Source organism: Streptomyces sp. NPDC048255, from assembly GCF_040652415.1.
Lineage (GTDB): Bacteria > Actinomycetota > Actinomycetes > Streptomycetales > Streptomycetaceae > Streptomyces.
Genome location: NZ_JBEZMA010000046.1, coordinates 12,502 through 31,875 on the forward strand (window position 1 = coordinate 12,502; position 19,374 = coordinate 31,875).

The window sequence follows — 19,374 nt, forward strand, 5'->3', positions numbered from 1 at the left end:
ACCGACTGTCGGCAAGTAGGATCACCGTCGCATGGAGGAGACCCCCTCCGTGTCCGGGACTTGGGGGCGCCGGTTGCGACGTCCCGTCCGTTTTCGAGGGATTGATGCTCCGGTGAGCCAGATCGTCGTCAAACGCCCGCCACGGTCCCTGCCGCCCGAAGTTCCTTCGGAGGAGCTGAGGCTGGAGGCACCGCCGGAACTTCCGCGGGGGCAGCAGGAGGGCATGCTGATGCAGCTCCTGCCGATGCTCGGCATGGGCTCTTCGGTCGTCTTCTTCTTCATGCCGGGTGCGGCGCCGTTCATGCGCATCATGGGTGTGCTGATGCTGGTGTCGACGGTGGCCATGGTCGTCGCCCAGTTGGTGCGCTTCCGTCGCGGTGCGCAGGGGCAAATGGCCGACGTGCGCCGGGACTACCTCAAGTACCTGGCGCAGACCCGCCGTCAGGTACGGCGGACCGCGCGCTCGCAGCGCGACGCGCAGCTGTACCTGCACCCGGCCCCCGAGCAGTTGTGGTCGGTGGTCGCCGAGGGTTCGCGCCTGTGGGAGCGGCGGGTCGGCGACGGGGACTTCGGGCAGGCCCGGCTGGGGCTGGGACCGCAGCGGCTGGCGACGCCGCTGGTGGCGCCGGACACCGCGCCGGTGGACGAGCTGGAGCCGCTGACTGCGGGTGCGATGCAGCGTTTCCTGCGGGTGCACTCCTCGCTGGACGGGCTGCCGGTGGCGTTGTCGCTGCGGGCGTTCTACCACGTGACGGTGTCCGGGGAACCGGAATCCGCGCGCGGGACGGCGCGGGCGCTGGTGGCTCAGCTGGCGACGCTGCACTCGCCCGAGGACCTGGTGGTGGCCGTGGTGGCCGCGCCGGGTGCGGCGCCCTCGTGGGACTGGACGAAGTGGCTGCCGCACACGCAGGTTCCCGGGCAGGTCGACGGGGCCGGTACGAAGCGGCTGTGCGGCGACGACCTGGGTGAGCTGGAGGCGCTGCTGGGTCCCCGGCTGGAGGGACGGCCCCGGTTCAGCCGGGAGGTGTCCCCGGTGCTGGACCAGCCGCACCTGGTCGTCGTACTGGACGGCGGGATGGTGCCGCCGGACTCGGCGTTCGCCGCGGCGGAGGGCTTGCAGGGCGTCACGATCGTCGAGGTGGTCGCGGGCGAGCTGGACGAGCCGCGCGGCGGGCTGTCGGTCGTGGTGCGGCCGGGCCGGCTGCGCCTGGAGTCGGGCGCGGGGATCGCGTACGAGGGCGTCCCGGACACCCTGTCGCTGCCCGCGGCGGAGGCCCTGGCCCGGCAGCTGGCGCCGCTGCGCACCGGCGGCGGGGACGACGACGAGCCGCTGCTGGCCAACCTGGACTTCACAGATCTGCTGAACCTGGGCGACGCGGCCTCGATCGACGTGGCGCGGACCTGGCGGCCGAGGTCGGCCGGCGAGCGGCTGCGCGTGCCGATCGGCGTCGGCGAGGACGGCGGTCCGGTCATGCTGGACCTGAAGGAGGCCGCGCAGGAGGGCATGGGCCCGCACGGCCTGTGCGTGGGCGCGACCGGTTCCGGCAAGTCGGAGCTGCTGCGCACCCTGGTGCTGGGCCTGGCGGTCACGCACACCTCGGAGACGCTGAACTTCGTGCTCGCCGACTTCAAGGGCGGTGCGACCTTCACCGGCATGGGGCAGATGCCGCACGTGGCGGCGGTCATCACGAACCTGGCGGACGACCTCACGCTCGTGGACCGGATGGGCGACTCCATCCGCGGTGAGCTGCAGCGCCGGCAGGAGCTGCTGCGCTCGGCGGGCAACTACGCGAACATCCACGACTACGAGAAGGCCCGCGCGGCCGGCGCCCCGCTGGAGCCGCTGGCCTCGCTGGTGCTGGTGATCGACGAGTTCAGCGAGCTGCTGACGGCGAAGCCCGACTTCATCGACATGTTCATCCAGATCGGCCGCATCGGCCGTTCGCTGGGCGTGCACCTGCTGCTGGCCTCGCAGCGCCTGGAGGAGGGCAAGCTGCGCGGGCTGGACACCTACCTGTCGTACCGCATCGGTCTGCGGACGTTCTCGGCGGCCGAGTCGCGCACGGCGATCGGCGTGCCGGACGCCTACCACCTGCCGTCGGTGCCCGGTTCGGGCTACCTGAAGTTCGGTACGGACGAGATGACCCGCTTCAAGGCGGCGTACGTCTCGGGCACCTACCGCTCGGGCGGGCCGGACCTGTCGGTGGGCCTGTTCCCGGTGGAGCGGCGGCCCGCGCTGTTCACGGCGGCCCCGGTGCCGGTGGTGTACGCGGCCCCGGACCCGGCGTACCTGGCGGCGCAGTCGACGCGGGAGGACGACGCCCTCGCGGACACGGTGCTGGACGTGATCGTGGCCCGGCTGGAGGGGCAGGGGGTGCCGGCGCACCAGGTGTGGCTGCCGCCGCTCGACCAGGCGCCCCCGCTGGACCAGCTGCTGCCCGCGCTGGCGCCGTCGGCGGAGCGCGGTCTGCACGCGGAGGGGTACACGCGGCCCGGCGGGCTCGTCGTACCGCTCGGCCTCATCGACAAGCCGTTCGAGCAGCGGCGCGAGGTGCTGTACCGGGACTTCTCCGGCGCGGCGGGCCACATGATGGTGGTGGGCGGTCCGCAGTCGGGCAAGTCGACGCTGATGCGGACGCTGATCGCCTCCTTCGCGCTGACGCACACCCCGCGCGAGGTGCAGTTCTACGGGCTGGACTTCGGCGGTGGCAGCCTGTCCTCGGTGGCCGAGCTGCCGCACGTGGGCGGGATCGCCTCGCGGCTGGACCCGGAGCGGGTGCGGCGTACGGTCGCGGAGGTCGGGGGCATCCTCAACCGCCGCGAGGAGTTCTTCCGTTCGAACAACATCGACTCCATCGGCACCTACCGGCGGCGGCGGGCGGCGGGCGAGCTGCCCGGCGAGCCGTGGGGCGACGTCTTCCTGCTCATCGACGGCTGGGGCGGTTTCCGCAACGAGTACGACGGCCTGGACCAGGTCGTCACGGACATCGCGGCCCGCGGTCTGGGCTACGGCATCCACGTGGTGATCACCGCGGCGCGGTACATGGAGGTGCGGCCCGCACTCAAGGACCAGATGCTCAGCCGGCTGGAGCTGCGCCTGGGCGACGTCATGGACTCGGAGTTCGACCGCAAGGTCGCGGCGAACGTGCCGCCGGGGATGCCGGGCCGCGGCCAGGTACCGGAGAAGCTCCACTTCCTGGGCGCGCTGCCGCGGATCGACGGCTCGCACGAGGCGCAGGACGTGTCCGAGGGCACGGCCGCGTTCGTCTCCGCGGTCAAGCAGCACTGGACGGGGGCCTCGGCCCCCGGCGTGCGGCTGCTGCCGCGGCTGCTCCACGCCGACCAGCTGCCCCGGGGCGGGGACCACGCAGGGCGCGGGATCGCGATCGGCATCGACGAGACGGCCCTGGAGCCGGTGTTCGTCGACTTCGACTCCGACCCCTTCCTGCTCGTCTTCGGTGAGAGCGAGTCGGGCAAGACGAACCTGCTGCGGCTCATCGCCCAGCAGATCGCCGAGCGCTACACCCCGGACCAGGCCCGCCTGGTCGTGGGCGACTACCGGCGGAGCCTGCTCGGGGCGCTGCCGGAGGAGCACCTGCTGGAGTACGCGCCGATGGCGAGCTCGCTGCAGATGCACATGGAGGCGCTGGGCGGGGTGTTCTCCCGGCGGCAGCCGCCGACCGACGTCACTCCGCAGCAGCTGCGCGACCGCAGCTGGTGGACCGGCCCGGACGTGTTCATCATCATCGACGACTTCGACCTGGTGGCGACCAGCCAGGGCAACCCGCTGGCGCCGCTGGTGGAGTTCCTGCCCTTCGCCCGGGACACGGGCGTCCGCTTCATCATCGCGCGCAACTCGGCGGGTGCCTCGCGTTCGCTGTACGAGCCCTTCATGCAGCGGATCAAGGAGCTGGGCGCGCAGGGCCTGGTGCTGTCCGGCGACCCGTCCGAGGGCGACCTGGTCGGCAATGTGCGGCCGCGTCCGATGCCGCCGGGCCGGGGCTACTTCGCCTCGCGCAGGCGGGGCACGTCGCTGGTGCAGCTCGGGCGCATGCCGGGGATGTAGGACCCGGCCGGAAGGGCTCGCGCCGGGTGGCGCGGGCCGGGAGGCGCATCGGGCGGAAACCCGCCCGGTGCGCCTCGTCAGCACCGATACTCGGTGGTGAAGACCGCGCCACCGAGGGAAAGGCCGCACATGGGCACCCAGCAGGAGAAGGACGAGCTGTACGCGCTCGACATCAGCGGCGTCGAGTGGGAGGGCCCGCCCGGGACCAGCCCGGAGGAGGAGCGGGTCGAGATCGCCCACCTCCCCGAGGGCGCGGTGGCGATGCGGTCCTCGCTGGACCGGGACACCGTGCTGCGGTACACCGCGGCCGAGTGGGAGGCCTTCGTACTCGGCGCCAGGGACGGGGAGTTCGACCTGGAGCGGCAGGAGCCCTGAGGGCCGAGCGGTACGCGGAAGGGGCGCGCCCGGTACGGGCGCGCCCCTTCTTCACGTGCGGGACGTGGGACCGGGCTCAGTAGCCCTCGGTGAACAGGCGCGAGGCCTTCACGTCGGTGGCGCGGTAGTCGGCCTTGCCGCGCTCGATGAGGGTGGCGACCTGGTCGAGCTGGGCCTTCATGTGGTCGGCCTTGCCCTTGTACTTCCGCTGGAGGTCTTCGTACGCCGCGTGGGCCTGACCGTCCCAGGTGTCCGTGACGACCTTCACGGCCTGCTCCATCTCCTTCAGGTCCTCCACGATGTTCTTGGAGACCTGGCGGATGCGGTTGGCCATGGCCTGGACGCTCTCGTACTGGACCTTGGTGTGACCGTCGTTGGCAGCCATGCTCTACTCCTTCGCGCTGGGCTAACTGGTAAGCGACGTACGTCAGATGGCGTTGAGGCCGGAGCCGTTGCCGCCCGCGTTGGCCTTGACGGCGTTGAACGCCGCACGCACCTCGTCGTCCTGGGCGTTGCTGAGGTTCTTCGTCTGCGACACCGCGTTGTGCAGGATCCCGAGGAGCTGACGGATGGCGTCGTGGTCCTCGTTGACCGTCGTCTGGGCCGAGACGAACCCCGAGGCACCCACACCGGTCCAGCCCGCGCTCACGGTGGCGAGGATGTCGGCCAGCTCGCGGGACTGCCTGGTGACGGCGTTGGCTGTCTCGGAGATCTTGTTCTTGGCCTGGACGACCGGATCGTCGGCAAGTCCGAAGTTGTTGGTGTCGTTCGTCACCGAATGCTCCTCACATATCAATTCGCCGGCGGAACCGGCGGATTGCGCGGCGGAGCGGACACTCCCGGGCGCGTCGTCGAACCGCGCTGCCCGGGCATCCCCCTCCGCTTCACGCGATCCCCCGATCACATTCGTGAAGCCTGCTGTCACTCTAGCCAGTTCATCCACATGGCCCAACACCGGCAGGCCGGTTCCGTTGATGAACTGTGACTGTTCACTGCAAACGGCGCCCGCGTCTGCGGGCGTCCCGGACGACCGTGGCGGTCCCGGCGATGACGGCGATGAGGACGGCTCCGATCCCCAGAGCGTACGTGCCGAAACGCTCCTCGCGTTCCTGGGCCGTCTCGGTGAGCCGCAGGGGCGCGGCCTGCGGTGCGGCCGCGGGGGGCGGACCGGGGTCCGGGACGGGGGCCTTGGGGGCCTCGTGGTCCTGGCTGACGGCGCGCACCGGGTCGACGACGCCCCAGCCCACGTAGTCGTCACGGCCCTTGACGGAGCGTTCGGCGGTGTTCTGGATCTGCCAGACGATCTGCTGCGGGGACCAGTCCGGGTGCTCGGCGCGCAGCAAGGTGGCCACGCCGGCGACGTAGGGCGCGGAGAAGCTGGTGCCGTTGTCGATGCACTGGCCGAAGCCGGGGACCGTGGAGACCATGTCGACGCCGGGCGCGGCGACTCCGACGAAGTCGCCGGGCTGGGAGAACGCGGCCCGTTCGTTGTTGCGGTCGGAGGCGGCCACCGCCAGTACGCCGGGGAAGGCCGCCGGGTAGGTCTTGCGCTTCTCGCCGCTGAGGCCGTCGTTGCCCGCCGAAGCCACCACCACGGCCTTGGCGTCGATGGCCTTCTGGACCGACTTGGCGAGCTCGGAGTCCGCGGACAGCGGCACGTCGGTGTCCTGGGAGATGTTGATCACCTGGGCCCCCTGGGCCACGGCGTGGTCGATCGCCTGGCTCAGGGAGAGGGCGTTGCCCTTGCCCTGCCCGTCGTTCTGCCGGATGGGGATGATCGTGGCGTCGGGGGCCAGGCCGACGAAGCCCGTGCCCTCCTGCGGGCGGGCCGCGATCAGCCCGGCGACCTTGGTGCCGTGGCCGACGGTGTCGGTGGTGCCGTCGCCGCCCTTGGGGTCGACGAGGTCCTTGCCGGCGCCGGTGTCGAGGGCGCCGCTGAGCTGCGGGTTGGCGCGGTCGACACCGGTGTCGATGACCGCGACCCGGACGCTCTTGCCGTTCTTGTCCTTGCCCTTGGTCTGCGCCCAGAGCGCGTCGAGCAGGAGCCTCTGGAGCGCCCAGGGGCGGTCCGCGATCTGCTTCTTCATGGGGAAGGTGCATTCGCCCGCGCCCGCGAGCCGCAGGCCGTACGGGGGCGGCGGCGGGGCGCCCTCGGCAGCGGCGGCGGCTCCGGTCGTGCCGGAGAGCACGACGAGGGCGAGGGCGGCGGTGAGGAGCGCGGCGCGCGCCGGGGTGCGAAAGGCGGCCCGGGACCCCGGCAGGGGTGCGGGCCTGTCCACAGGCTTGAGCAGCGGCATCGTCACGAACCCTGGGGCTGGCGGGCGGAGTTGGTGTCCAGGCGGGGCCCCTTGGAGAGGAACTCCGACCAGGCGATGGGCACCATGGCCGGTACGGTGCCTCCGTAGCCGAGCCGGATCTGGGCCTGGCTCGCCTCGGGCCGGGCGTCCGTGGACCCCTTCGCCTGCTGGTCGGGTGCGCCGATCTTCGACTGCTCGGCGTCGCTGTCGCCGTTGGCCTGGACGGCGTACCGCAGGCCGGTGTCGGTGACCAGGAAGAGCGAGCCGCCGGCCGTGGTCTGCTTGCCCTGGACCTGGGTGTAGAGCAGGCCCGAGCCCGGGGTGACGTAGGCGCTCGTGCCGCTGGCCGTGATGTCGATGGGGAATCCGGTGCCGGCCCAGGTGCTCAGGGTCTGGTTGCCCTGCCCGTCGACCGCGCGCAGCACGTTGCAGACGGTGTCGCGGCTTCCTCCGCCGGTCGCGCCCGCACCGCCGGCGGGTGCGCTCTGGTTGATGCGCTCCGCCTTCTTCTGCGGCCACCGGACCTCGCCGAGGAAGGGGGTGGCGTCCGGGTTGAGGGACTGGAGGTCGATCTCCCGGGCCTTGCCGTGCATGTTGAGGCCGTCGGTCGCGGGCGCCGAGATCAGCAGCCAGGCGACGAACTCGGAGACCGGCGCGACCTTTCCGGGCAGCACCACGTAGTACTGCGTGCCGGCGCCGGTCTGCGCCGTGAGCACCATGCCCACCTTGTTGTCGGCGGTGACCAGGCCCTTGACGTCCGCGTTGGTGCCCGCCTTGCCGGGCAGCTGCGGGAAGGCCAGGTCGTCACCGGAGTTGAGAGTGGCCAGCCACTGCTCGGTGACCTGCTGCGGCGCGGCGCCGGTGCCGACCAGGGCGGTGGTCATCGTCCCCGCGGCGGGCGTGCCCTCCGGGAACTTGTACTTCGTACCGGTCGCGTCGACGAGGTACCGCTCCTTGCCCGCGCCGGTGCTCTGGACGTACAGCGACTGGGTGTCGGTGACCTTGCGGCTGTCGTCCATCAGGCCCGCCTCGCGGTCGGCGAGGACGAAGGTGGCGGTCTGTACCCCGTGGCCGTTGCCGCCCGGCTGCTGGCAGACCGCCCAGCGCTTGGCCTTGCCGGCGTCCGCCTTGGCGGGGAGGCGGTCGGGGGCGTACGGGATGCCGATGATGGGGCCGCGCGGCGGCTTGCCCGCGTCCAGCACCTTGTCGTCGACCTGGATCACCTTGAACTTCTGCGGGTCCAGCAGCAGTCGGGCGGAGGAGAGGTTGAGCACCGGGTGCAGCCGGGTCTGGTCCTTGCCGTTCACCTTGGTCGTCAGCACCACGTAGCGGGTCGTCGACTGCTTGCCGACGATCACCTGGGTGCCGGGCTCCGCCCAGCCCTTGGGCGCCGTGGGCTTGAACATGCCCCAGGCGCCGAACCCGGCGAGCACGAGCGCCCCGATGACCACCCCGGGCAGGACCGCGCGCAGCGGCCGCGGCGCGCCCTCCTCGGTTCCCGTGGCGGAGGGCTGGAGGAACGCGGCCACCGTGCGCCGCTTCGCAAAGGTGTACGCGTTGAGCTCATCACGTCGTGATGCCATGACCGTCTGTTTCTCCCCGCACGGCCCGGTAGGTGAGTACGGTCCCCGGGCCTCGATTGTCGGACCGGGCACCTACTATGCCTCTTGACGGACGGTATGCACGGGCCGGGTAGGGTGAGGTTGCCGCTCAGCGCCCTCCGGACCAGGGCAGTCAGGGCTTGTTGGGGTGGATTGGGGAGATTCCGGAGCGGTGCGGCGGGTGTCGCGCAGCGCCGGGACTCACGGGGCCTGGCCCCGGAAAGGTGAGGTGCGCGAGTGATGGCCACTGCGACGGAGCCGGCCACCGGCACGGCCGCACCCGCACGCGGCGGGGTGACGCCGCATCCGAAGTCGAGTCCGGGGCGGTTCGGTCCGTTCCGATTGCAACAGCTCGTACTCCTCCAGGTCGCGGCCGCCGCCCTGCTGGTGGCCTGGGTGATCGAACCGCTGCTGCTCGTCCCGGCCGGTGTGCTGGCGGTCGTGCTCGTCCTGCTCGCGGTCGTACGCCGGCACCAGCGCTCCCTGCCCGAGTGGATCGGCAGCGCGCTCGCGATGCGCGCGCGGCGGCGCCGGACCGCGTCCCTGGCCGTGCCGACGGGCACCGAGCCCGGGCTGGCCCCGCTGGTCGAGGCCGATCCGGCGCTGCGCACGCTCACCTTCAGCGACCGTGACCGGCGGCCCGTCGGAATGATCGGCGACGGGACCTTCCTGACCGCGGTCGTCCAGGTGGACACGGACGCCACCGCGCTGCGGCCCGACCGGGCGGCCAGGCCGCTGCCCCTCGCGGTGGTCCGGGACATCCTCGAAGTGGACGGCATCCGGCTGGAGTCCGCGCAGCTGGTGCAGCACACCCAGCCGGCGCCCGCCCCGCATCTGCCCGCCCAGTCGATGGCCACCCGCAACTACGCGCCGCTCCAGGCCCGGACCGGCACCCCGGCGGTGCGGCTGACCTGGATCGCGCTCAAGCTCGACCCGGAGCTGTGCCCCGAGGCGGTCGCCGCGCGCGGTGGCGGCCTGGGCGGCGCGCAGCGCTGTGTGGTGCGGGCCGCCGACCAGTTGGCGAGCCGGCTGGCCGGTGCCGGGTTCAGGGCCACCGTGCTGACGGAGCAGGAGCTGACGGCCGCGCTGGCGACCTCCTCGTGCGCGAACCCGATGGCGATCACCCAGGCGGGGCGGTCGGCCAGCACGGGCCGCCGTACCGAGGAGACCCCGCGGACCTGGCGCTGCGACGACCGCCGGCACACCACGTACTGGATAGGCCGCTGGCCGCAGCTGGGCGGCGCCGGGGCGGCGCTGCCTCAGTTCGTGGCGCTGCTTACCTCACTGCCCGCGCTGGCGACGAACTTCAGCCTGACGATGGCCCGGGCGGAGCGGCACGGTGTGACGCTGACCGGACACGTCCGGGTGACCGGGCGCAGCGACGAGGAACTGGTGTCGGCCCGCCGCGAGTTGGAGCGGACGGCCCGGGGAGTGAAGGCGGGGCTGGTGCGGCTCGACCGCGAACAGGTACCGGGGCTGCTGGCTTCGCTGCCGCTGGGAGGGGCGCGATGAGGGGCGGATTCGGGCTGGTCGGGCCCCGGCGGGAGCGGCATGTGGTGCCCGCGGCCGACCTGGACTCGCTGGCACTGCCCGTCGGGGACGACGGGGTCGTCATCGGCGTGGACGCCGAGGGCCGCCCGGCGGTGCTCGGCATCAACCGGCCGACGCCGTACGAGGTGACGCTCATCGGCGGCCTGTGGACGGCCCAGGTGCTGGCGCTGCGCGCGGCGGCCACCGGGGCGCGCGTCGCGGTGGAGACCGGGCGCGGCCAGGCGTGGTCGGGGCTGGCCCAGGCGGCCGGCGGCGGGCAGCAGTGCGTCACCCTGCACGAGGTGGGCCGGGTGCCGCCGCAGGGCGCGTCCGCGGGCAGCCCGGTGCTGGTGGTCCGCGACTGCGGGATGCGGCCGCCGCGCGGCCGTGTCGTGGCCGGGCCGTGGCAGTCGGTGCTGACCCTGCTGCCGTACCTGAGCCCGACGGCGCCGCGGCTGCTCCAGCAGTCCTCGCTGGTGGGCGTGCAGCGGGTGTCCCCCGACGAGGCCGAGCAGATCGGCCGCCTGATGAATCTGCCGCGGCCCGCGGTGGATTCCCTGCCGACCCTGGGCGACGGGGTGACGCTGTGGTGCAACCAGCGGGACCGGCAGTTCGTGATGACACAGGGCACGGAAGCGGAGACGGGCCTGCTGGGCCCGTCGCGGCGCATCGACTGACCCGGTGGCGGGGCCTGCCGGAGGCGCGGGCGGACGGGGCGCGGACATGCGCGGCGCGGGCGCGATTAGGCTGAGTGCGGGCGCGGCGTCGAGGTGGGCGCCGGACCGGTGTTCGACAGACCAGGAGGACCAGTGAACGGCGATCGGAACGAGAGGCGCGGCGGGACGTGGGACGTCCCGACGGACGATCAGTCCGACGCGGAGCCCGAGCTGACGGGCGAGTTCACCATCGACTACACCCCGCCGGCCTGGTACACCCAGGGTGCGGCTCCGGCCGCGTCGGTGCCGGGGCTCCCGGAGGGCAGCGGGTTCGAGCCGCACCGCCCGTCGGACGTGGCCTCGCCCCCGACGATGCGGACGGCTCCGCCGGCGCCGCGGACCCCGTCGGACGGTGCGGGCCTGCCCACGCCGTTCTCGGCGGCGCCCGCCCCGACCCCCCTCCCCGCCGAGGCCGCACCGCCCACGGCTCCGGCTCCGGCTCCGGCTCCCGCTCCGGCTCCGGCTCCGGCTCCGGCTCCGGCTCCGGCTCCGGCCGACGGTGTGCCGGCCGCGCCGTACGCGGCTCCGCTCCGTACCGACGCCGTACCGCAGGACCCGTACGCGAGCCCGAGCCCGGCCCCGGCTGAGCCGAGCCCCGCGCCGTACGCGGCTCCGGCCGCGCCGGTGGCCCCGCCGGCACCGGTCGATGCCGCGCCCGCTCCGTACGCGGCCCCGGTTCAGGCCGACGCCGTACCGCAGGACCCGTACGCGAGCCCGAGCCCGGCTGAGCAGAGCCCCGCGCCGTACGCGGCCCCGCCCGCCCCGGTGACCCCGCCGGCAGCGGCCGAACCCGTACCCGCCGCGCCGTACGCGGCTCCGGCCGCGCCGGTCACCCCGCCTGCCCCCGTCGACGCCGCGCCCGCGCCCTACGCGGCCCCGGTTCAGGCCGACGCCGTACCCCAGGACCCGTACGCGACCCCGAGCCCGGCCGAGCCGAGCCCCGCGCCGTACGCGGCCCCGCCCGCGCCCGCCCCGGCCGAAGCCGCAGCCGAGGCGGCCCCAGGGGACGCCGTTCAGGCGGAGGCCGGGTCCGAGCGCGCGGGTACGCCCGCGTCCGGTTCCGCCGCGGAGACCCCTTTCGAGGGAACCGGCGCCGCACCGGCCGGTCCCGAGCCGCTGAAGGGCTCCGTCCCTCCGCACGACACCCCCGCCGACGGGACGCCCCTCTTCCCCGCCGGCCAGGCGCCGACCCCGTTCGCGGGATCCGGTGGCGAACTGCCCCCGCCGCCGCCCGCGTTCGCGGTCTCGGGTACGCAGGACGGCTACGGCTTCCCGCCCGCGCCCCCGCAGCCCCAGTCGCAGGCCCCGGACGGGTACGGCTTCCCGCCCGCGCCCCCGCAGCCCCAGTCGCAGGCCCCGGACGGGTACGGCTTCCCGCCCGCGCCCCCGCAGCCCCAGGCACAGGCCCCGGACGGGTACGGCTTCCCGCCCCAGGCGCCCGCACCCGCACAGCCGCAGCCGCAGGCCCAGGACGGGTACGGGTTCCCGCCCGCGCCCCCGCAGCCCCAGGCACAGGCGCAGCCCCAGCCCCCGGACGGGTACGGCTTCCCGCCCCAGGCGCCCGCGCCCGCGCAGCCGCAGGCTCCCCAGGCCCCCCAGCAGCAGTTCGACCCGCGCGGGGGTGCGCCCTGGTCCGCCGGACCTCAGCAGCACCAGCCTCAGCAGCAGCAACCTCAGCCGCCCCAGCCCCACGACCCCCGCTACCCGGCCGGCCAGCCCACCGGCGGGGCTCCGCTCGGCTACACGGCCGCCGTCGAGCTGTCCTCCGACCGCCTGCTGCGCAACAAGCAGAAGCCCAAGAACAGCGGCGGCGCCCCCGGCGGCGGCCTGTTCCGCTTCGGCGGCAAGGCGGCCGAGGCGGAGCGCCAGCGCAAGCTCGAGCTGATCCGCACGCCGGTGATGTCCTGCTACCGGATCGCCGTCATCAGCCTCAAGGGCGGCGTCGGCAAGACCACGACCACCACCGCCCTCGGCGCCACCCTCGCCACCGAGCGCCAGGACAAGATCCTGGCCATCGACGCGAACCCGGACGCCGGCACCCTCGGCCGCCGCGTCCGCCGCGAGACCGGCGCCACGATCCGGGACCTCGTCCAGGCGATCCCGTACCTCCACTCGTACATGGACATCCGGCGGTTCACCTCGCAGGCCCCGTCCGGCCTGGAGATCATCGCCAACGACGTGGACCCGGCCGTCTCCACCACCTTCAACGACGAGGACTACCGGCGCGTCATCGAGACGGTGGGCCGCCAGTACCCGATCATCCTCACCGACTCGGGCACCGGTCTGCTGTACTCCGCCATGCGCGGGGTCCTGGACCTGGCCGATCAGCTGATCATCATCTCGACCCCGTCCGTGGACGGCGCCAGCAGCGCCAGCACCACGCTCGACTGGCTCTCCGCCCACGGGTACGCCGACCTCGTCTCCCGCTCCCTCACCGTCATCTCGGGCGTCCGCGAGACGAGCAAGATGATCAAGATCGAAGACATCGTGCAGCACTTCGAGACCCGCTGCCGGGGAGTCGTCGTGGTGCCCTTCGACGAGCACCTCGCGGCCGGCGCCGAGGTGGACCTCGACATGATGCGGCCCAAGACCCGCGAGGCCTACTTCAACCTCTCCGCCCTCGTGGCCGAGGACTTCGTCCGGGCCCAGCAGCAGGGCCAGCAGGGCCACTGGGGAGCGCCTCAGCAGCCCCAGCCCGGCCAGCCGCCGGTTCAGCAGCAGCCTTACGGGCAGCCCCAGGGGCAGCCCGGCTACCAGCCCGGGTACCAGCAGCCGCCGCAGCAGCCGCAGCCCCAGCAGCCCTACGGCCAGCCCTACCCGCAGCCCGGCCAGCCCTGGCAGCCCCCGGCTCCGCAGCCGGGCCAGCACCCGCAGCAACACCCGCAGCAGCCGCCGCAGCCCCCGCGGGACCCGCGCCTCGGCTGACGCGGAGCGACAGCGAGGAGGGCCCGTACCGTCCCGGATCCGTGATCCGGGGCAGTACGGGCCCTCATCCGTTCCCTGCTGCCGGCAGCCGGTGGAGCGTCAGCGCTCCGCGTCGTACGCGTCCGTCAGCACCCGCGCCCGCTTCACGTCGTCCGCGATGGCGTCCAGCAGCCCGTCGAGCGAGTCGAACTTCGCCATCCCCCGCACGTAGGAGAGGAAGTCGACGGTCACGTGCATGCCGTACAGGTCCAGCCCGACGCGGTCGATCGCGTACGCCTCCACGGTCCGCTCTGTGGCGTCGAACTGCAGGTTCGTCCCCACCGAGATCGCCGCGGGCATCCGCTCGCCGTCGGCCGTCAGCCAGCCCGCGTACACCCCGTCCGCGGGGATCGCGGTGTGCGGGCGCGTCTCGACGTTCGCCGTCGGGTAGCCGAGCTCGCGGCCGCGCTGCGCGCCGCGCACCACGACGCCCTCGACCCGGTGCGGCCGCCCCAGGATCTCGGCGGCGCCCTCCATGTCTCCCTCGGCGACCAGCCGGCGCGCCAGGGTCGAGGAGAACGGCACGCCGCCGCCCGCCTCGCCGCGCTCGACCAGGTCCACGACCTCGACCTCGTAGTCGTAGGTGGAGCCCAGCTCACGGAGGAAGTCGACGTTCCCGGCGGCGCGGTGGCCGAAGCGGAAGTTCGGGCCCTCTATGACGGCGCGCGCGTGCAGCTTGTCGACGAGCACCTTCACGATGAAGTCGGCCGGGGACAGCTGCGAGAAGTCCGCCGTGAACGGCAGGACCAGCAGGGCGTCCACACCCAGACCGGCCATCAGCTCGGCGCGCCGGTCGTAGGAAGCCAGGATCGGCGGGTGGCTGCCGGGGCGGACGACCTCGCTCGGGTGCGGGTCGAAGGTGACGACGACGGACGGGACGCCCAGCGCGCCGGCCTTGGCCACGGCCCGCCCGATGATCAGCTGATGACCCCGGTGCACACCGTCGTACGAGCCGATGGTGACGACGCTGCGTCCCCAGTCCTGGGGGATGTCCTCCAAGCCACGCCAGCGCTGCACTGTGACCGCTCCTCGCCCGAACCTGTGTAGTCCTTGAACTGATTGCCGATTGCAGGTCTAAGACTGCCATGCCGGTGGCCGGGGCCCCGCATCGGCGTCTCGCCCGCCCGCGGCCGGGGCCGGGGCCGTCATCTCAGGTCACGTCCGGGGCCGCCGAGCTGAGCGTCTCCACCGTCCGGCGGGCGCTCGGTCCCAGCAGCGCCGCCGCCTCCGCGCCCGCCTCCGCCAGCCAGCGGGCCACGAGCGCCCCGAAGGCCGGGTCGCTCCGGGCCAGCTCCACCGTCCGCCGCTCGAACACCGCGGGCCCGCCCGGAGCCCGCATCAGCTGCCGGCCGGTGCGCCGCAGCAGCTCCCGGGTCCGGCCGGGCGGCCGTACGCCGACCCCGGCCGCCACGGCCCCGAGGAACGCGTCGAGCACCTCGGCATCGGCCTCCTCGCGCAGCAGTACGTCGGCCAGCTCGCTCCGCAGCGGGTACGAGGCCTCGCCGCCCGGCGCGGCCAGGACCCGGGCCAGCGCTGACCGGACCGCCGCCGGGGCGGACCGGAGCAGGTCCAGGACCAGCGGGCGCAGCACGGGGGCCGCTGCCGGGCCCTGTTCGAGGCGCCGGTCCACGAAGGCGGCGGCGTGCGGGGCGTCCTCGGGGCGGCGCGCCAGGTGCTCCCGTACGAGGTCGCCCGCGCGCCGGGCCAGCCCCGGCGTCGTCAGCGCGGCCAGGGCGCGCAGCACCTCCCCGTCGGCCCGCTCCCGCAGCACGGCGAACACCGCGTCCTGGTCCGGCAGTACGGGCAGGGCCGCCACCAGCGTCTGCGCGGGGAGGCGGGAGCCGCACCCGGGGGCGCGGAAGCAGGCGAGGGCCTCGGGCAGGTACCGGCCGCGCACCTGCGGGTCGCGCAGCAGCACCGCCAGCGCGCTGCCGTGCAGGGCGGCGTCGGCGGGGCGGGCGAGCAGCGCTTGGGCGGCGTAGCGCAGCAGGTCGCGGTCGGCGGGGGTGCGCACGTGCGGGGCGGTGGCCTGCCCGTACACGGCGGCCGCGACCCGGCGCCCGGGCCGTTCGTCGTGGGCCCAGCGGTCCACGGCCCGGCACAGGGCGGAGGGCTCCTCCTCGGCGAGTACCGCCAGCAGCTCGTCGGCGCGCGGGTGCGCGGCGGCCACGAGCGCCTCGGTCAGGTCGTCCACGGCGAGGCGGCGATGGGTGTGGAGCAGGGCTTGCGCGGCGGCGGCCACGGTGGCTCCGGGGCGGCCGCGCAGCCGGCGCTCGTCGGTGAACCAGCCGCAGAGCAACGGCTGGGCGAGCCTCGGGTCGCGGACGAGGCGGCGGGCGGCGGCGTCGAGGTAGCGGTCGCCGGGGACCGCCTCGGCGGGGTCGCCGGGCAGCAGGCGGCGCAGCAGGTCGAGGCGGTCGTGCTCGGGCAGCCGGAGCCGGTTCCAGAACCACCCGCCGAACTCCCCGGGTCCGGCCCGGGCCACGTGTTCGGCGAGGGCGTGCAGCACGGGGAGGTGCGGCCGGGCATCGGGCGCCCGCAGGAGGCTCTCCCGCAGGAGCCGGCCGGCCCACCACACCCGGTCGTGGCCGCCGGGGGCGGTCTCCGGGGGTTCCTCGGCGAAACCGTTGAGGCGGTGGACCAGCTCCATGAGGGCCCGGCCCAGCTCGTCCGGGGGCAGCCTGCGCAAAGCTTCCAGGACGGGCCCGATCCGGTGCCGGGGCACGGGCTGCGCCGCTTCGGCGGGGCGGTTGACGAGGGAGCCGAGGGCCGTCGGGACGTCCAGGTGGCAGGCCTGGATCCAGTCGGACAGCTCCTCGTGGGCGAAGCGGTAGCCGGACCCGGCGGGCACCAGCAGCCCCTCGGCGAGCACGGCGGAGGCCCACCCGGTGCGCCACGGGAACAGCTCCTCGAAGGAGGCCCGGTCCAGCCGGCCCCGACCGGGCCCCAGGCACCGGCGGGCCGCCTCGTGCACCCGTCCCGCCACCCGCGCCGCCAGCCGCCGGACCCCGGGGCCGTGGACCCCGACGGTGCCGGCGCCGGCCGCGGCGACGCGGACCGCCGCGCGCAGGCAGACCAGGTCCAGGTGGGCGGCGAAGACCTCGTCACGGCCGGGGCGGCCCTCGGTGACCCCGGCCGCGCGGATCCCGGCGAGCAGGTGCAGCGTGAGCGGATGGCGGGCGTCGGCCTCGCGCACGGCGCCGGCGGGCACCCCGAGCCGGGCCCGGGCGGTCTCGGCCTCGGCCGGGGTGAGGTCGCCGACCAGGAGGGCGGGCGGCAGCCGCCGGGCCGGGCGGGCCGGGCCGTGCAGGGCCCCGGGCGGGTACAGGGCCCCGGCCCGTTCCCAGTGCTCGGGCCGGGCGGCGACGATCATGCGGGCCCCGGTCGCGCGGAGCCACGCCGCGGTGGCCGCGCTCCACGGGCCCAGCCGGTGCGCCAGCTCGGGCGGCATCTCCTCCGGGGCGTCGAGCACGACCAGCAGGGCCCGCCCGGCCGCCGCGCCCAGCCGTGCCACCCGCTCTGCGAGCCCCTGCCCGTGGGCGTGCTCCCCCGACACCCCAAGCCCGTGGGCCTGAGCCCCGGCCCCTGTCGCTGCCCCGGGCGCAGCGCTGACCTCCCGGGGGTGCTCCCCCGACACCCCCGAATCGTGGGCCTGCGCCCCGGCCCCTGTCCCTGCTCCTGCCCCTGCTCCTGCCCCTGGCACAGCGGCCACCTCCCGGGCATGCTCCCCCGGCACCCCCCAGCCGTGGGCCTGGGCCCCTGCCCCGGGCACAGCGGCCACCTCCCGCGGGCCCCGCGCCGGCCCGACCCCGGCCGGGTCGAGCGACGCCCACCCCCCGAGGCTCCCGGCCCCCGGCCTGGCACCCGGCGCCGGGGCGGGGCCGACGCCCGGGGCCGAAGCAGGGTCGGCACCCGGGGCCGAAGCAGGGCCCACGGCCCGGTCCGGTGCTGTGCCGGACTCGAAGGGCCCGGCGGGTCCAGAGGGTCCGGAGGGTCCGGAGGGTCCGGAGGGTCCGGAGGGTCCAGAGGGTCCAGAGGGCCCAGAGGACGTGAAGGGTCCCGAGGACGTGAAGGGCCCGGAGGGCGTGAAGGGCCCTGCCGCTCCGAGGGGTCCGGAGGACCCGGAGGACCCGGAGGATCCTGCCGCTCCGAGGGATCCCGAGAGTCCGGAGGATCCAGAGGCTCCGAAGGGCCCTGCCGCTCCGAGCGGCCGGGAGGGTCCGGAAGGCCCGGGGGGTTCAGAGAACCCGGGGGGTTCAGAAGATCGGGACCGGAAGATTCCAGAGGGCGCGGGGGGCGTGTCGGACGCGCAGGGCCCGGAGGACGCGAGGGGTCCCGAGGACGCCAGGGGTCCCGAGGACGCCAGCGGTCCCGAAGACGCCAGCGGTCCCGAAGACGCCAGCGGTCCCGAAGACGCCAGCGGTCCCGAAGACACGCAGGGCCCCGACGACGCGCAGGGCCCGGGAGACGCCAGGGGTCCCGAGGTTCCCGTCGCGGCAGCCGCCCCTGCCGGTAGGTCCGGCGCCACCGTCCGGGCCGCCAGGGGTCCGGGGGATTCCGGCGCGGCAGCCGTCCCCGCCGGTAGGTCCGCGGCCAGCGTCCGGGCCGCCTCCGCCAACGCACGCGTCACCGCGTCGGCGACCGAGCCGTCTCCGCCCCGCAGGTCCGCCCCGCGCAGCCACAGGGTCGGCGCCGGACGGGCGTCCCCGGCCCGCCTGGCGGTCAGGGCGGCCAGGGCCGTGGTCCGGCCGGTGCCCGGTTCTCCCACCAGGCCGAGGACGGGGCGGTCCGCCGAGGTGAAGGCGGCCAGTTCGGCGGCGATCGCCGGTCGCTCCACGGGCTCGGGCACGGTCTCCCCCGGGCGGACGGCCGCGCCCCGCGTGGTCGCGGTCAGTGCCAGCACGCCGGCGAGGTTGAGGTCCGCCCCGTAGCCCGGCACGGTCGCGGCATTGCGCTCCAGCAGCGCGGCCAGCGGGCCCTCCGGGTCGGCCGCGGCCGCTGCCCGCAGGGCCACCGCGAAGTCCCCGGACCGGTGCTCCGCCCGCAGAGCGGTGCCCAGAACCGCGAGCACCGCTCCGGTTCCGGCGTCCAGCACGGGACCCCCGCAGGCCTCTCCGCCCAGCCGCAGCGCGTCCCGCCCGTCCGTGCCGATCGCCAGCTCCACGGCCAGCCCCGCCGGCAGCACTCGGGCCCGGTCCGCCGCCGGGTAACCGACCTCCGCGCCGCCCAGCACCCGCGCCTGCCGCCAGCCCCGCGCGGCCAGCCGTACGTAGGCCCCCGGGGCGATCGGCTCCCGCACCGCCACCGGAAGCGGCCGCATCCCGAGTCCGTCGGTCCGTACGAGCGCCAGCGCCATCCCCGGCAGCACGGTCACGTCCTCGGGCCCGGCCAGCCAGGTCCGCCCGGCCGGTCCGGGCCCGTGCAGCAGTACCCGGGTCAGTCCGTCGACGGCGTCGCGGCCGGTGACGACCGTTCCCTCGCGGTCCGCGAGGAATCCGCTGCCGCGCGGCACCCCTGCGGGATCACAGATCCTGACGAGCTCCACCGCTCCGCCGCCGACCACGGCGACTCCCACGGCCCCGCCGGCCCCGCCGGTCTCACCGACCCCGTCCGTCGCCACAGCCGCACCACTCCCCCGCCACGCCCCGTCCACACGACGGTAGGCAGGTGAAGATCAGCGCGAAAAGCACGCATCACGAACGCGCCCCCCTACGCTCCCTCCATTCACTCCGAGCGCCTGCTCAGACGGGTGAATCCGGGGGTCCGGGTGGATAGAGACCTACCCGAGGGGGGTCGTGGAGCGGTGAGCAGCAGTCCATGTGCGC

The 19,374-nt window shown here is 74.8% G+C and carries 11 protein-coding genes and 1 pseudogene; 5 read left to right on the plus strand and 7 right to left on the minus strand.

Going from position 1 to position 19,374, the window contains the following annotated elements:
• The first annotated feature begins 112 nt into the window (after positions 1 to 112).
• Both eccCa and AB0D94_RS28185 read left to right on the plus strand, forming a co-directional pair.
• Complete coding sequence (gene eccCa / locus AB0D94_RS28180) at positions 113 to 4,066, plus strand: type VII secretion protein EccCa (protein WP_362057001.1); 3,954 nt, start codon at positions 113 to 115, stop codon at positions 4,064 to 4,066.
• Positions 4,067 to 4,195: 129 nt separating this feature from the next.
• Entirely contained in the window at positions 4,196 to 4,441 is a 246-nt protein-coding gene (locus tag AB0D94_RS28185) for a DUF397 domain-containing protein (RefSeq protein ID WP_362057004.1), read from the plus strand.
• A gap of 76 nt (positions 4,442 to 4,517) precedes the next feature.
• Here AB0D94_RS28185 and AB0D94_RS28190 read toward each other — a convergent pair whose 3' ends face one another.
• The 4 genes from AB0D94_RS28190 to eccB form a co-directional block, all read right to left on the minus strand.
• Positions 4,518 to 4,826, minus strand: coding sequence for a WXG100 family type VII secretion target (locus AB0D94_RS28190; RefSeq protein WP_362057007.1), 309 nt, complete (start codon positions 4,824 to 4,826; stop codon positions 4,518 to 4,520).
• Positions 4,827 to 4,868: 42 nt separating this feature from the next.
• Positions 4,869 to 5,216, minus strand: coding sequence for a hypothetical protein (locus tag AB0D94_RS28195; RefSeq protein ID WP_362057010.1), 348 nt, complete (start codon positions 5,214 to 5,216; stop codon positions 4,869 to 4,871).
• A gap of 214 nt (positions 5,217 to 5,430) precedes the next feature.
• Positions 5,431 to 6,528, minus strand: a complete 1,098-nt coding sequence (mycP, locus tag AB0D94_RS28200; protein WP_362057103.1) for a type VII secretion-associated serine protease mycosin — start codon at positions 6,526 to 6,528, stop codon at positions 5,431 to 5,433.
• Positions 6,529 to 6,740: 212 nt separating this feature from the next.
• The gene (eccB, locus tag AB0D94_RS28205) at positions 6,741 to 8,321 is read right to left on the minus strand and encodes a type VII secretion protein EccB (protein WP_362057013.1); all 1,581 of its coding nucleotides are present in this window, start codon (positions 8,319 to 8,321) and stop codon (positions 6,741 to 6,743) included.
• A 258-nt stretch (positions 8,322 to 8,579) separates the two neighbouring features.
• Between eccB and eccE the strand changes: the two genes are divergently transcribed.
• From eccE to AB0D94_RS28220, 3 genes are all read left to right on the plus strand, one after another.
• The gene (gene eccE / locus AB0D94_RS28210) at positions 8,580 to 9,851 is read left to right on the plus strand and encodes a type VII secretion protein EccE (RefSeq protein ID WP_362057016.1); all 1,272 of its coding nucleotides are present in this window, start codon (positions 8,580 to 8,582) and stop codon (positions 9,849 to 9,851) included.
• Positions 9,848 to 10,546 (plus strand): hypothetical protein, encoded by a 699-nt coding sequence (locus tag AB0D94_RS28215; RefSeq protein WP_362057019.1) that lies wholly within the window; start codon positions 9,848 to 9,850, stop codon positions 10,544 to 10,546. Before eccE ends, AB0D94_RS28215 begins: the two co-directional genes overlap by 4 nt.
• A gap of 132 nt (positions 10,547 to 10,678) precedes the next feature.
• On the plus strand, positions 10,679 to 13,510 hold the full coding sequence (locus tag AB0D94_RS28220) for an SCO5717 family growth-regulating ATPase (RefSeq protein WP_362057022.1): 2,832 nt from the start codon (positions 10,679 to 10,681) through the stop codon (positions 13,508 to 13,510).
• Between the two features lie 99 nt (positions 13,511 to 13,609).
• On the opposite strand, the gene AB0D94_RS28225 is transcribed toward AB0D94_RS28220, so the two are convergent.
• The 3 genes and pseudogenes from AB0D94_RS28225 to AB0D94_RS28235 form a co-directional block, all read right to left on the minus strand.
• Positions 13,610 to 14,566 (minus strand): bifunctional riboflavin kinase/FAD synthetase, encoded by a 957-nt coding sequence (locus AB0D94_RS28225; protein ID WP_362057025.1) that lies wholly within the window; start codon positions 14,564 to 14,566, stop codon positions 13,610 to 13,612.
• 133 nt (positions 14,567 to 14,699) lie between these two features.
• Entirely contained in the window at positions 14,700 to 17,105 is a 2,406-nt protein-coding gene (locus AB0D94_RS28230) for a hypothetical protein (protein ID WP_362057106.1), read from the minus strand.
• A 1,032-nt stretch (positions 17,106 to 18,137) separates the two neighbouring features.
• A pseudogene (locus tag AB0D94_RS28235) lies at positions 18,138 to 19,112 on the minus strand (serine protease); the annotation flags it as partial.
• Positions 19,113 to 19,374: the final 262 nt, after the last annotated feature.

Excerpts from the sequence above, each read along its gene's own strand:
- AB0D94_RS28190 (WP_362057007.1), bottom strand. The coding sequence starts at position 4,826 with ATGGCTGCCAACGACGGTCACACCAAGGTCCAGTACGAGAGCGTCCAG.
- AB0D94_RS28215 (WP_362057019.1), top strand. The coding sequence starts at position 9,848 with ATGAGGGGCGGATTCGGGCTGGTCGGGCCCCGGCGGGAGCGGCATGTG.
- eccE (WP_362057016.1), top strand. The coding sequence starts at position 8,580 with ATGGCCACTGCGACGGAGCCGGCCACCGGCACGGCCGCACCCGCACGC.
- eccB (WP_362057013.1), bottom strand. The coding sequence starts at position 8,321 with ATGGCATCACGACGTGATGAGCTCAACGCGTACACCTTTGCGAAGCGG.
- AB0D94_RS28185 (WP_362057004.1), top strand. The coding sequence starts at position 4,196 with ATGGGCACCCAGCAGGAGAAGGACGAGCTGTACGCGCTCGACATCAGC.
- mycP (WP_362057103.1), bottom strand. The coding sequence starts at position 6,528 with ATGAAGAAGCAGATCGCGGACCGCCCCTGGGCGCTCCAGAGGCTCCTG.